Below are 12,523 nucleotides of genomic sequence, written 5' to 3'. Positions count from 1 at the left end.
CTCCACCCCCTTCAGCCTCGTCCCCCTCACCGACCTGCACGGCCTCGACATCCGCGGCGCCCGCTGGGAACTCACCCAGGCCACCGTACCCTTAGGCCACAGCCTCACCCTCTCCAACCGCACGACCAGCCCCGATGGCCTGAGCATCCGGCTGGGCCAGGGCTATGGCGTTCTGATCGCCCGGTTCGGGCAGTAAAGCGGGCGGCTGGTGGTTCGTCAAGGGTCAAGGCGTACAGCGAAGCCGTAGGACACACGTCTTGCGTTTTGCGTTTTGCGTTTGGCGTTTTGCGTTTGGCGTTTTGCGTTTTGCGTTTGGCGTCTTGCGTACGACGTACGACGTAGGACGTACGACACAGGAATACGACCCGCGCCCAGCGCTCAGCTGTCGCCCACCGACCCCTACCCCACCACCCGGTTAAACGCGTCCAGGAACAACCCCAGCCGCTCGCCCAGGCTCTCCTGCTCCCGCAGGGCGGCCTCGAAGGCCAGGGGCTCCATCACCAGGTTGGGCAGGCGGAACCAGCCGAGGTAGTAGCGGCCCGCCAGGCCGGGCTCGGGCAGCCTCGAGCGCTCCGTCGGGGAGAGCAGCCGCTCGAAGGCCTCCGGGCCGCTGAGGACGGGGTGGGTGCTGGGCGTGACCCGGCCCAGGAAGGCCTTGAGGGTGCCGGGGTTCGACCAGAAGCCGTAGTTGAGGTCGTCGGTGAGTTCTTCGATCTGGTTGAGCAGGGTCGGGTCCCCCTGCCGTGCCACGAGCTTGCGCACGAGTTCGCTGCGCTCGAGGCGTAGGGCCGCATACTCGGAGAGTGAAAACAAGGGCGGAATGCGTTCCCCCAATTCAGATCGCAGCCGGTGAGCCACGACGTAGTCCTGATACTCCCGGTAGGGGTCCACCCCGTTATTGTGCGACATTAAAACCGCATTTGAACAGGCCCACGGCCTCCACCCATCCTTCACATTTTCTGCCCCGGCCAGCCCCGGGAAATGTGCCCCGCCTCGAGACACTGCCGGGGTCTTCCTGTAGCCTGGGGCTCATGGACACCCGGGGCTGGGTCCTGCGGGCGGTCGAACGCCTGCGCTTCGCCACCGCCAACGACGTCCAGCGCTGGCTGGACGAGGAGGGCGAGAGCCTCTCGCGCCTCGAGCTCGCCCGCGCCCTCGAGGCCCTGGTCCAGGAGGGGCGGCTCGAGCTCAAGGGCGACCTCTACCGCCTTAGCAACAGGTCCGGGAGCAAACGGGCCTTCGACGAGCTGTTCGGAGATTAAGCCATGCGAACGGTAATCCTCTTGTTCACCCTGCTGGGCCTGGCCTGGGCGGCCGAGCTGCCCCCCAGCGTCTTCCTGCAAGGCGCGCGCCACGAGTACCAGCGCTTCAACAACTGCGGCCCCGTGACCATCGGCATGGCGATGAGCTTCTGGGGCGGGCGCGAGACCCAGTACCAGATCGCCCCGGTGCTCAAGCCCAACAAGCAGGACAAGAACGTCAACCCCGAGGAGATGGCGGCGTACGCCCGCGCCCAGGGGTTCAGGGTGCACCACGGGGTCGCGGGCGACGCCGCCCTGCTCAAGCGCCTGCTCGCGGCGGGCTTCCCCGTGGTCGTGGAGAGCTGGTTCGTCACCCCGGACTCCGGCGGCATGGGGCACTACCGCCTGCTGGTCGGCTACGACGACAAGAAGGGCGTCTTCAACGCCTTCGACTCCTACTACGGCCCCAAGGTCACCCTGCGCTACGGCGACTTCGACGGCCTGTGGCAGGTCTTCAACCGCACCTATCTGGTGGTCTACACGGCCAAGCAGGCCCCCAAGGTCGAGGCTATCCTGGGGGAGCGGCTGAGCAGCCGTGCCCTCTGGCGGCTCTCCCTCGAGCTCGCCCGCGAGGAGACCCGGGCCCAGCCCTCCAACGCCTTCGCCTGGTTCAACCTGGGCACCAGCCTCCTGCGCACCGGCGACGCCAAGGGCGCGGCCCGCGCCTTCGACCGCTCCCGCAGCCTCCCCCTCCGGCCGGACTACGACCCAGGCCGCCCGGGCAACGCGGCGTCCAACTGGCCCTGGCGCATGCTGTGGTACCAGTTCACCCCGCTCGAGGCCTACCACCGGACCGGGCGCTACCCAGACGTCATCGCGCTAACCACCGACGTGCTCGGGCGCGTCAGCGACCACGAGGAGTCGTACTACTGGCGGGCCATGGCCCGGGCCGCGCTGGGCAAGACCCAGGCCGCCATCGGCGACCTGCAGGCGGCGCTGCGCTACAGGCCCGGCTACAGCCAGGCCCGTGAGGCGCTCGCGAAGCTCCAGAGCCAGGCCGGCCGGTGAGGGAACCCTCAGGCCGGCAGCAGGGCCGAGTGGTGCGAGACGGGGCCCTGGACGGCCTGCTGTTCGGCGAGGTGGTCCATCAGCCCGTACACCAAGATTCCCAGCCAGAGCAGGGATAAAAGCCACATCAACCGGCTCATGGGCGAAGGCTAGAACCCGGGGCTGAGGTCGAACTGAACGGCGGCTGAACCCCTGCGGGGCGACCCGGCGAGCCGCCCTAGCGCGGCTCGAGGTCGGCCTCGAGGGAGTAGTCGTCGGGGTTGAACATCAGCTTGAGCACCACCGGGCGGCCCAGCATCCCCGAGGTGCTGAAGCGGGTCACGAACTGCACCGGCACGTAGACCGTGCGGGTCCTCAGCGGCCCGATCCCCAGTTCGCCGCTGCCGCACAGCAGGGTCACGGCCTGGGCGTAGCCGCGGGTGTCGCCTGCCCGGCTGGCCCGCCCGGCCTGGGCGATGAGGGCACGGGCGGAGGCCGAGTCCCGGGCGGCGTTGAACTCGGACAACTCGAAGACGAAGCTCTCGGAGAGGATGCCCTGGTAGGTCCAGGTCTGGCACGCAGGGACCGTGCTCGAGAGCACCCCCGAGGCCCGGGCATAGATGAGGAAGGTCTCCCCCACCGCCGCCTTGCTGTACAGCCGGTAGTGGTGCCCCGACTTGCCCTCGCTGAAGTACACCACCCGGCTCCCCGGGGTTTCATAACGCCCTAGCGAAACCGTTCCCTGGGCTATAGCCGCCGCGAGAGCAGCCCAGATCACCCACGATAAACGCTTCACGGCATGGTTGTACCACGCCGGGGCCCGCAACCACACCCGCACGGGCTCAGCGCGAGTAGTTGGGCGCCTCCTTGACCACCACCACGTCGTGGGGGTGGCTCTCGATCAAGCCGGCGTTGGTGATGCGGGCGAAGCGGGTCTGGGTGCGGAAGGCTTCGATGTCCGGGGTGCCGCAGTAGCCCATGGCCGCGCGCAGGCCGCCCACCACCTGGTAGAGCACGTCGCCCACCGGGCCCTTGAACGGCACCATCCCCTCGATGCCCTCGGGGACGAGCTTCTTGGCCTCGGTCTTTTCGCCTTTGCCGGAGTCTTGGAAGTAGCGGTCGGCCGAGCCCTGGCGCATGGCCCCCAGCGAGCCCATGCCGCGGTAGAGCTTGTAGCGGCGGCCGTCCTTGAGCACCTCCTCGCCCGGGGATTCCTCGGTGCCCGCCAGCATCGAGCCCAGCATCACGCTGTGGGCGCCCGCCGCCAGGGCCTTGGCTACGTCGCCGGAGTATTTGATGCCCCCGTCGGCGATGACCGGCACGTCCAGGCCCTCCAGGCCGCGCACGGCCTCGAGGATCGCCGTGATCTGCGGCACCCCCACCCCGGTCACCACCCGCGTGGTGCAGATCGAGCCTGGGCCGATGCCCACCTTCACCGCGTCGGCGCCGCTCTCGGCCAGGGCGCGGGCGCCCTCGGCGGTCGCCACGTTGCCCGCGATGACCTGGACGCCGTCGCCGTAGCGGCCCTTGAGGCCCTGCAGCGCCTGCAAGATGCCCCGGCTGTGGCCGTGGGCGCTGTCGAGCACCAGCACGTCCACCCCGGCCTCAAGCAGGGCGGCGGCCCGGTCGTCGAGGTCCTTGGAGACCCCCACCGCAGCCCCCACCAGCAGGCGGCCCTGGGAGTCCTTGGCGGCGTGGGGGTACTTGCGGCGCTTGCTGAGGTCCTTCAGCGTCAGCAGGCCGCGGAGCTTGCCCCCGCCGTCAACGAGGGGCAGCTTCTCGATCTTGTGCTGGCGCAACAGCTCCTCGGCCTCCTCGAGCGTGGTCCCGGGCGGGGCCATGACCAGGCGCTCGAAGGGGGTCATGACCTCGGAGACCGGGCGGCGCAGGTCGCGCTCGAAGCGCAGGTCACGGTTGGTGACGAGGCCGAGCAGTTTGCCGAAGAAATCGACCACCGGCAGCCCGCCGATCTTGTACTCGCGCATCAGGCGCTCGGCGTCCTCGAGGGTGGCGGTGGGGGGCAGGGTCACGGGGTCGTGGATCATGCCCGCCTCCGAGCGCTTGACCTTTCGCACCATAGCGGCCTGCTCCTCGACGGAGAGGTTCTTGTGGATGATCCCTAAGCCGCCCTCCCGGGCCATGGCGACGGCCATCGCCTCCTCGGTGACGGTGTCCATCGCCGCCGAGAGCACCGGGATGTTGATCCATAACCGCCGGGTCAGCCGCGTGCGGGTGGCGACCTCCTTGGGCAAGACCTCGGAGTACGCGGGGATGAGCAGCACGTCGTCGAAGGTTAGGGCCTCGAGGGCGATTTTTTCGATCCTGCTGGCGGGTTCGGGGGCAGTCCGCAACATATTCCCAAGAGTATAGCAGCGCGCCGGGGCCGATCGTAGTACCATTCCCCGAGTCGGCTGCACCGGGGGAAGCGACCGGCCAGGACGGCCCTCCCCGCCAAAAGCTCGCTGCAAGGGAGCGCAATGTATCGAAAGATATCGAAGGCAAACGCAAGCAAAAGCAACTACCTTCGTGTATACTGGGCCACATGAAAGTTCTGATCACGGGTGGAGCAGGCTACATCGGCAGCACTGTCGCGAGCGCTTTAGAGGACACCGGTCACACCCCCATCATCCTCGATTCGCTCGTCACCGGCCCCCGCGAGTTCGTCCGTGGGCGTGTCTTCTACGAGGGCGACATCGCCGACCGCGGCCTGCTCGAGCGCCTCTTCCGCCAACACCCCGACATTCACGCCACCATCCACTGCGCCGCCCTGATCGTGGTCCCCGAGTCGGTGGAGCAACCTTACCTCTACTACCGCGAGAACGTCTGCAAGTCGCTCGAGCTGTTCAAGCACCTCGAGGAGCTGGGCTACCCCCGCGTGGTCTTCAGCTCCTCGGCCTCCATCTACGACACCGTGCCGGGGTTCAAGGTCACCGAGGATTCCCCCCTCAAGCCAAACTCCCCCTACGCCCGCACCAAGTACATGATGGAGATGGTGCTCGAGGACCTGGCTCGAGCCACCCGGCTGCGCGGGATCGCCCTGCGCTACTTCAACCCCATCGGCGCCGACCCCAAGATGCGCTCCGGCCTGCACGTGCGCGAGCCCTCCCACGTGCTCGGCCGCCTGGTGGACACCGCTTTGGGCAAGATCCCCTACTTCCAGATCACCGGCACCGACTACCCCACCCGCGACGGCACCGGCATCCGCGACTACATCCACGTGTGGGACCTGGCGATGGCCCACGTCCGGGCCGTCGAGCGCTTCGACGAGGCGCTGGCTAAGACGGGCAACCCCTACGAGGTCATCAACCTCGGCAGCGGCCACGGCAACACCGTGAAAGAGCTCGTGTCGGCCTTCGAGAACGTGTGGGGCTCCCCCGTCAACAAGCGCGAAGCCCCCCGCCGCCCCGGCGACGCCGCCGGCGCCTACGCCAACGCCGACAAAGCCTGGGAATTGCTGGGCTGGAAGACCGAGCTGAGCCTCGAGGACGGCATCCGCACCGCCCTGGAGTGGGGGAAGCGGCGCCAGGAAGTGCTGGGGTATGCCTGAGAGGAGCGGTAAGCTCTCAGCCCTCAGCCGTCAGCAAAACCGGGTCGTGGCCCGTAACCTGCGGTAGACCCCTCCCCGCGCGCGGGGAGCGAGTATCCCCCCAGCCCCCCTTGCTAAGGGGGGTGAAGAAGGGGCGTCTTGCGTTTTGCGTCTTGCGTCTTGCGTCTTGCGTCTTGCGTTTCGCGTCTCGCGTACGACGTACGACGTAGGACATGCGTTTGGCGTTTTGCGTTTGCCGCACAGCCTCCATACAATTCCCCTGTGCAGGCCCTCCCCCACCCCGACCTCCCCACACAAGCCTCAGAGGGCTCGGTGCTCAGGGCCAGGGCCATGCAGGGGTACTTGCTCGAGCTGCGCTCGGCGCTCGAGGTCTACCGGCCCATCCCCAGCATCCACCTGATGGTGCTCAACCTCGAGGACTGGAACGCGCGGGCCCGCAACCCCTACGGCTTCGCCTTCCAGCGAACCAGCCCCAGCGGGGGGCTGTTCGTGTTTCTCCCCGCCCGCTACCCGGAGCGGCTGCTGTGGCGCCTGCGCGAGGCGCTGCTCCCGGCGGCCAAGCAGGCCGGGATGCCGGGAAAGGTCGAGGAATTCCTCGACCTCAACCTGGGCCACGAGTACGCCCACGCGGTGGCGGTGGCCTGGGGCCTGCGCACCCGGGTGCGCTGGGTGGACGAGTTCCTCGCCAACTACCTGTGGCTGCTGGCCCTCTCCCGCACCAACCCCGACTTCTTCCGCCTGGCGAGGGCCTGGGGCCGCACCCTGACCCACCTCACCCCCACCAACCCCCAGCTCGGCAGCTACGAGCGCAAAAAACCAGGCTTCGCCGACCAGCTCTGGTTCCAGGGCCGCTTCACCACCCTCGCCGCCGAGCTGGCCGAGAAACACGCCGACCGACTGCTCAGGGGGCTGCTCGAGGCCGCCCCCCTCAAGCGCTCCACCGTGCACAAGGTGCTCGTAGGCCTCGAGCCCGGCTTCAAGCAGTGGTTCGCGGAATTCTCCCCCAGCAAGCAGAAGGCAGCCCTACCCGACGGACAGGCCATGGATTGGGAAAACCTGGGCCAAGAGGGATGACAGCGAAGAAGCCGCAAGCCGTCAGCGGGAGGCTAGTGGCTCGTGGTTTACCCCTCCCCGGCGGCGGGGAAGGAATATCCCCCCCAGCCCCCCTTGCCAAGGGGGGCTGCATCTCGCGTACGACGCAGGACGTACGACGTACGAGCCGCGTTTAGCGTTTCGCGTTTTGCGTCTTGCGTTTTGCGTCTTGCGTACGACGTAGGACGTACGACCCTCCCCAGCGCCCGGCCATCGGCCACTCTCAGCGGATCACCAAATACGTCTCGGCAACGTCGAACACCGTCGCACCGCTCGAGCGGATGTAGGCCGCCGTCGCCGCGTCGCCGTCGCGGGCGCTCAGGGCGCTGGGGCCCTGGCGGTCGGTGAAGATCACCCGGACGCGCTGCCAGCCGGCGGGCGGGCTGAGGCGGTACTCGCTGGGGCCGCCGGGCGGGGGGAGCACCTGGTCCCCGGCGGCCAGGAAGTAGCGCCCCAGCAGGCGGGGGGTGCTCTGGGCGTCGAGGTCCAGGCTGATCACCGCCACGTGGCCCTGGCGGTCGAGGTTGAGCACGAAGCGCACCGCCTCGCCCACCCGGTAGGCGGCGCCGGCCCCCTTCCCCGGCTCGAAACGCTTGATGACCTGGGTGAGCTCGAGGCCGTACTGCCCTTTGAACCAGGTGCCTAAGTCGCCGGAGCGCACGGTGACCACGCTGGGGCCGCAGCCGGCCGCCACCAATGCCAGGACGATCGCTAGCACCCTCATTCCACCCCTCCTGTCCGGTAGACGCGGCTGTTGTTGCCGGGGTCGGCGTCGTTGGGCGAGACCAGGGTGAAGCGGACGGGCAGGCCTAAGCCCTCGGGGAGGTGCACGGCCACGGTCAGCTCGAGCGCGGCCCTGGCCGCGACCTCGGCCTCGCCCCGCAGGCTGCTCTGGGCCCGGAGCGCGGCCGGAGTGCGCCCGCTGAGCGACTCGACCCGCACCTCCCGCAGCCGCGCGGCGGCGTTCCCCTGGTTGTAGGCCACCAGCCGGAAGAACAGCGTGGCCCCGGCCCCGGTGGTCGCCTGGTCGCGCAGCTCGACCGAGCGGATGAGCAGGTCGGGCTTGGGCGCTTCCTCGGCCTGGTCGGCGATGACGAGGGCGGCGAACACCGCCAGCAACCCCGCCGCGACCCAGGGGTCGGCGCGGGGAGGGCGTTCGACGAGCTTGTCGTCGGCGGCCCGCTCGAGGATGCGGTTCATCCAGGGCTGGAGGTCGAGCGCCTCGACGAGCTTGGGCAGCTCGGTGAGGGGGTAGCTGACGCCGGGGCTCAGGCCGGCGACGCTCCCGGCGACGAAGGGGGGCATGCTGAACCAGAACTGCCCCTTGCTCACGCGGGTCGCGGCACCCAGGGTCTGGTTGTCGAAGTCCTCGACCCGCCGGGCGAGGGTGCTGCCCTCGTAGACCTGCAGCAGGCTGAGCTGGCGCTCGGGCAGGTAGGTGAGGGCGACCCAGGTGCCCTCGAGCTGCACCTGGGCGCTGGGGGTCTCGACGATGAGGTTGCTGCAACTGTTGCGGAAGGCCGCGCTGCCCCCGCTCACGCAGGCGAAGTTGCCCTGGCTCTCCTTGCGGCACGAGCTCAGGGTCAGGCCGCTGGACTGGAACAAGAAGATCACGCTCTCCTGCCCGGCGGCGCTGCGGCACTGGGGGCTGTCGAGCTTGATGGCGGCCTCGCCCCGCTCGTCGGTGGCGACGCGGCTGCCCTGGACCAGCGGGCGGAAGTCCTTGAACTCGTCCCCCGCCCGGAGCAGGGGCTGGCTGAAGTCGAGGCTGGTGGAGAAGAACACGTTGTCGCGCTCGAGCTTCATCAGCGAGGGCACCCGCAACAGCCCCGGGGACACGCTCACGTTCTCCACCCCCGCCCACAGGCGGGGCGTGCACGCGGGGGCGGGCGGTACGACGGCAAAGGCCATCCCCAACCCCGCGACTGCTCCGATCACGACGCGCAGCATGCCTTACCTCCCTTCCCTGGGCCGGCCCCTCGAGGCCCTGGGCCAGGCCCGGCGCAGGCTCAGGTGCAGCCCGGCGGCCAGGGCCAGGCCCACGAGCCCCGCGTCGAGCAGCGACAGGCCGTCGGGCCGGCGCAGCAGGGCGTAGAGCCGCACCTGGCAGAGCTCCTTGGCCCAGGTCACGTAGGCGTCGCTGGGGGTAAAGACCAGCGGCAGGGCCTGGGTGCCCGGGGTCTGCACCTGGACCAAGGCGTTGCCGCAGGGGTAGGGCTCGAGGCCGCCCGGCCGGTCCAGGTACAGCCACTGGGCGGCCACGAACGCCAGCACGGGCGGCAGCCAGCGCAGCAGCCCGGCCCGCCAGCCCGGCCCTGCCCCCGGCAGGAAGGGCCACAGGCTCACGCTCAGGCCCAGCCCGGCCAGGCCGCTCAGGGCCAGGGTCTGGCCCAGCCGCTCCATGGGCAGCCCGCTGAAGACGCTTACCACCGCCTGGCCGAGCGCGAAGCCCATCGCCCCCAGCCCCACCAGCCAGAAGCCCTGCGCGCGGGTGGGCGGGGAGCGGGGCAGGAGGGGCTGAAGCTGCAGCACCCGCCCCAGCGCCAGCCCCAGCACGCCCAGCGCCCCCACGATGGCCCCGAAGTAGCCCACCAGCCCCACGATGCCGCCCAGCCTCAGCGTGTTGTTGGGGAAGCCGGTCAGCACCCGCAGCAGGGCCAGAGCCACGGCCGCGCCCAGTGCCCCGCCCAGCACCAGCCACAGCAGTGGCCGGCGGTCGCGGAAGAGGCGGCGCTTGACGCGCCAGTACCAGATGGCGAGCTGGACGTCGGGGCGCAGCTTGGCGTTCTGCCGCTCGAACTCGGGGTCGGCGTCGGCCAGCAGGCCGCGCAGCTCGGCCCGCCGCCAGAGCTGACGCCACCAGCCCTTGAGCTCGTCGAGCGCCTCCTCGAGCCTCCCCAGCAGCACGGCCTGCTGGGGGTAGGGCACCTGCAGGGCCATGGCCGCGGTGTAGCGGGCGATCATCCGCCGCTCGCTCACCGCCGCCTGGCTCAGGGTGCGGCTGTAGCGGGCGGGGAGCTGGAGCACCTTGCGGGCCTGCTCGAGCCGGTCGGCGGGGGCGGCGGGCTGCTCGAGGGCCGCCAGCAGGGCCGGGCCCTGCCCCTGGCGCAACACCTCCACCCAGGGGGCCGGGTTCTCGTCGTGGGCCACCGCGGCGCGCAGCAGCAGCAGGGCCTGCTCGGGGGTGTAGGCGAGCTCGCGCCCCTCGGCGGCCAGGTAGCGCAGTTGCCGGGGGCCCGGCAGGTAGTCGGGCTGGTTGAGCCAGGCCTCCCAGACGCGCTCGAGGGTCTCCTGCACGTCCACGTCGAAGCCCTCCCCGGCCACCCGGCTCAGGTAACGCCGCACCGCCCGCCGCACCGCCGGGCTGGCGAAGGCGTACTCGTAGCCCTGGGCGGTGCGGCGCTGGGCCAGCACGGCCCGCCGGATCAGCGACTCGAGCAATTCCTCGGCGGCTTCGCCGGCCAGCAATTGCTCGCGGCCGAGCCAGTGCTGCACCGGCTGGGCGGCCAGGCGGCGCAGCAGCCGCTGGACCGGCTCGCGCTCGAGGCCGTACTCCTCGAGCATCTGGCCCACGAAGCCTGCCCGGATGGTCTCGGCCCCGCCGAGTTGCCGGTACAGCTCGGCCCCCATGCGCCGGTCCTCGCTTCCCAGGGCCGCCTGGTAGAGCCGGTAGGCCACCACCTGCAAGTCGGCGGGCATGACGTGGCCGGGGGTCGCGGGGCTGAGGGCGTCGAGGTCCTCGAGCAAGGCCTCCTGGAAGCTCCGCCCGTCGAGGGCGACGCGGGAAAAGGGCTCGAGCTCGAGCGGGGCCCGCAGGGCCTGCCGGGCCGCCTCGAGCTCCAGCGGCTCGAGCGCGTAGCCGTGGGCCAGCAGTTCGTCGGGCACCCCCTGGCGCAGGGGCTCGAGCTCCGACTGCCGGGCCACCAGCAGCACCCGCAGCCGCTCCGGCGCCGCCGCCAGCCCCTCCCGCAGCCCGTGCCAGAAGCTCTCGCGGCGCTCCCGCGGCGCCTCCAGCAGCCGCTCGAGCTGGTCGAAGATCACCAGGAGGCCCTTCTGCTCCCAAGCCTGCAGGGACTGGGCCCACTGCGCGGGCTGCTCCCCCTCGAAGGGCAACCCGGCCTGCCGGGCGGCCTCGGCCAGCAGGTCGCGCAGGCCCTGGCGGCTCTCCATGTAGTTCTGCACCTGCAGCACCGCCCAGCCCTCGTCCACGAACACGGGGGCGACCCCGGCCGCGGCCAGCGAGGTCTTGCCCACGCCCTCGCCGCCCTGCAGGAGCACCGCGGGCCGCTGGCGCAGCAGCTCGAGCAGCTCCGCCGCCTCGCGCTCCCGCCCGGCGAAGAGCACCCGGTCGCGCAGGCCGTAGGGCGAGAGCCGCTTGTAGGGCAGCGCCTTCGGCGGCAGCAGGGCCTGCCAGCGGGCGGCCCCCTCCCCGTCCCTCACGGGCTCGCGGGCGTAGGCCACGTACTCGCCCGCCGCCAGCTCGTGCAGGACCACCCCGCCGGGGACCTCGAGCCTCAGGCTGCGGGCGAGGGCCAGGTGCAGCACCGGCACCCCCCACTCGCCCGGCCGCACGCCCTCGTGGGTGGCGTGGGCACGGTACAGGGCCCGCCGGGCCTGGGTCAGGGCCTCGTCGAGCACACGGCCCTCGGCCAGGCTGGCGTAGAGCTCCCGGCTGAAGGTCAGGGCCGCGGCGTCGGAGAACACCGACTGCATCGCGACCACCGCGGGCACGCCCGCCCCGGCCAGCCCGGCCGCCACCCCGCCCCAGGGGTAGCGCCGGGCCGGGCGGGCGCTGTGGCAGGCGCTGAGCACCACGAGCCGGACCTTGCGGTGGCGCAGGGTCAGGGCGAGGGCGCGGGCCTGCACCGGCTGGGGCTGGCCCTGGGGGCCCACCAGCACCACGTAGCCCGCGTCGTCGCGGAAATCGCCGTGCCCCGCGAAGTGCAGCACGTCGGCAGGGGCCTCGAGCTCGCGCTCGAGCGCCTCGAGGCTGGGCTGGCGCAGGGGCTCGAGGCCGTAGCCCCACACCTCCGAGAGCGCCTGCTCGACGTGGCCGAGCTCGCGCTCGAGGTCGAGCTCCTCCCACCCCCCCTCGGCGGGCGAGGCCAGAGCCACCAGCACCCTGCGCTGGCGCGGGGCGTGCTCGAGCGCCTCCTCGAGGGTGCTAAGCTCGCCCTGCTGGGGGCTCATCCGCACCAGCGAGACCCTGGGGTCGAGCGCCAGGAAGCCGGCGTCGCCGGCGTACTCCGGCCCGTCGAGGCAGAGGTACTCCCAGGGCAGGGCCGCCCAGTCCGGCGGCAGGCGCAGTTGCAGCCGCAGCCGGCCGCTGCTGCCCAGGCGCTCGAGGTGCTGCCGCAACAGCTCCCCCAGCCCGGCCGGGAACAGCAGGCCGTAAAGTTCTCGCCCCAGGCGGCCCAGGTCGTCGAGGCTTTGGGCCTGTTGCGCCCGCTGCAGCCAGGGCTCGGCGTCGCCCGGGGCCGCCACCCGCACCTCGGCGGTGGCCCCGCCCTCGCCCCCGGTCAGGCTGAGCCGGTGCTGCCCCTGGGGTTCGAGCCCCACGCGCAGTATGAGGTCCTGGTAGTCCCCTTCTCCCATC

General features: G+C 71.0%; 11 protein-coding genes and 1 pseudogene. 5 read left to right on the top strand and 7 right to left on the bottom strand.

Annotation, left to right across the window (positions count from 1 at the left end; translation table 11 throughout):
- Positions 1 to 196, top strand: a pseudogene (locus Mterra_RS04305) (thiamine diphosphokinase); the annotation flags it as partial.
- 203 nt (positions 197 to 399) lie between these two features.
- On the opposite strand, the gene Mterra_RS04300 reads toward Mterra_RS04305, so the two are convergent.
- Positions 400 to 891: a hypothetical protein gene (locus Mterra_RS04300; protein ID WP_119314052.1), complete on the bottom strand. Its 492-nt coding sequence runs from the start codon at positions 889 to 891 to the stop codon at positions 400 to 402.
- A gap of 140 nt (positions 892 to 1,031) precedes the next feature.
- On the opposite strand from Mterra_RS04300, the gene Mterra_RS04295 reads away from it, so the two are divergent.
- Entirely contained in the window at positions 1,032 to 1,262 is a 231-nt protein-coding gene (locus Mterra_RS04295; RefSeq protein ID WP_119314051.1) for a hypothetical protein, read from the top strand.
- Positions 1,263 to 1,265: 3 nt separating this feature from the next.
- Positions 1,266 to 2,309 carry a C39 family peptidase gene (locus Mterra_RS04290; protein ID WP_119314050.1) on the top strand — a complete coding sequence of 348 codons (1,044 nt, stop codon included), beginning with the start codon at positions 1,266 to 1,268 and terminating at the stop codon, positions 2,307 to 2,309.
- 8 nt (positions 2,310 to 2,317) lie between these two features.
- On the opposite strand, the gene Mterra_RS23375 is transcribed toward Mterra_RS04290, so the two are convergent.
- From Mterra_RS23375 to guaB, 3 genes are all read right to left on the bottom strand, one after another.
- The gene (locus Mterra_RS23375) at positions 2,318 to 2,449 is read right to left on the bottom strand and encodes a hypothetical protein (protein ID WP_275054020.1); all 132 of its coding nucleotides are present in this window, start codon (positions 2,447 to 2,449) and stop codon (positions 2,318 to 2,320) included.
- A gap of 77 nt (positions 2,450 to 2,526) precedes the next feature.
- A complete protein-coding gene (locus tag Mterra_RS04285; protein WP_147372543.1) occupies positions 2,527 to 3,084 on the bottom strand; it encodes a hypothetical protein in 558 nt (185 codons plus the stop codon).
- A gap of 46 nt (positions 3,085 to 3,130) precedes the next feature.
- On the bottom strand, positions 3,131 to 4,642 hold the full coding sequence (gene guaB / locus Mterra_RS04280; RefSeq protein WP_119314048.1) for an IMP dehydrogenase: 1,512 nt from the start codon (positions 4,640 to 4,642) through the stop codon (positions 3,131 to 3,133).
- Between the two features lie 188 nt (positions 4,643 to 4,830).
- Here guaB and galE point away from each other — a divergent pair, with 188 nt between their 5' ends.
- Positions 4,831 to 5,835 carry a UDP-glucose 4-epimerase GalE gene (gene galE / locus Mterra_RS04275; protein WP_119314047.1) on the top strand — a complete coding sequence of 335 codons (1,005 nt, stop codon included), beginning with the start codon at positions 4,831 to 4,833 and terminating at the stop codon, positions 5,833 to 5,835.
- A 261-nt stretch (positions 5,836 to 6,096) separates the two neighbouring features.
- Positions 6,097 to 6,909 carry a hypothetical protein gene (locus tag Mterra_RS04270; RefSeq protein ID WP_119314046.1) on the top strand — a complete coding sequence of 271 codons (813 nt, stop codon included), beginning with the start codon at positions 6,097 to 6,099 and terminating at the stop codon, positions 6,907 to 6,909.
- 241 nt (positions 6,910 to 7,150) lie between these two features.
- Here the strand turns inward: Mterra_RS04270 and Mterra_RS04265 are convergent, their stop codons facing one another.
- The 3 genes from Mterra_RS04265 to Mterra_RS23370 are packed head-to-tail and all read right to left on the bottom strand — an operon-like array spanning position 7,151 to position 12,522.
- The gene (locus tag Mterra_RS04265; protein WP_119314045.1) at positions 7,151 to 7,651 is read right to left on the bottom strand and encodes a DUF4384 domain-containing protein; all 501 of its coding nucleotides are present in this window, start codon (positions 7,649 to 7,651) and stop codon (positions 7,151 to 7,153) included.
- Positions 7,648 to 8,877 (bottom strand): hypothetical protein, encoded by a 1,230-nt coding sequence (locus tag Mterra_RS04260; RefSeq protein ID WP_147372542.1) that lies wholly within the window; start codon positions 8,875 to 8,877, stop codon positions 7,648 to 7,650. Before Mterra_RS04260 ends, Mterra_RS04265 begins: the two co-directional genes overlap by 4 nt.
- Positions 8,878 to 8,880: 3 nt before the next feature.
- Entirely contained in the window at positions 8,881 to 12,522 is a 3,642-nt protein-coding gene (locus Mterra_RS23370) for a CHAT domain-containing protein (protein ID WP_119314043.1), read from the bottom strand.
- Position 12,523: the final 1 nt, after the last annotated feature.

The organism is Calidithermus terrae, assembly GCF_003574345.1.
Lineage (GTDB): Bacteria > Deinococcota > Deinococci > Deinococcales > Thermaceae > Calidithermus > Calidithermus chliarophilus.
The sequence above is the reverse complement of the archived record's forward strand: the minus strand, read 5'-3'. Positions and strand labels throughout refer to the sequence as shown.

Excerpts from the sequence above, each read along its gene's own strand:
- Mterra_RS04295 (WP_119314051.1), top strand. The coding sequence starts at position 1,032 with ATGGACACCCGGGGCTGGGTCCTGCGGGCGGTCGAACGCCTGCGCTTC.
- Mterra_RS04290 (WP_119314050.1), top strand. The coding sequence starts at position 1,266 with ATGCGAACGGTAATCCTCTTGTTCACCCTGCTGGGCCTGGCCTGGGCG.
- Mterra_RS23375 (WP_275054020.1), bottom strand. The coding sequence starts at position 2,449 with ATGAGCCGGTTGATGTGGCTTTTATCCCTGCTCTGGCTGGGAATCTTG.
- guaB (WP_119314048.1), bottom strand. The coding sequence starts at position 4,642 with ATGTTGCGGACTGCCCCCGAACCCGCCAGCAGGATCGAAAAAATCGCC.
- galE (WP_119314047.1), top strand. The coding sequence starts at position 4,831 with ATGAAAGTTCTGATCACGGGTGGAGCAGGCTACATCGGCAGCACTGTC.
- Mterra_RS04265 (WP_119314045.1), bottom strand. The coding sequence starts at position 7,651 with ATGAGGGTGCTAGCGATCGTCCTGGCATTGGTGGCGGCCGGCTGCGGC.
- Mterra_RS04260 (WP_147372542.1), bottom strand. The coding sequence starts at position 8,877 with ATGCTGCGCGTCGTGATCGGAGCAGTCGCGGGGTTGGGGATGGCCTTT.
- Mterra_RS23370 (WP_119314043.1), bottom strand. The coding sequence starts at position 12,522 with ATGGGAGAAGGGGACTACCAGGACCTCATACTGCGCGTGGGGCTCGAA.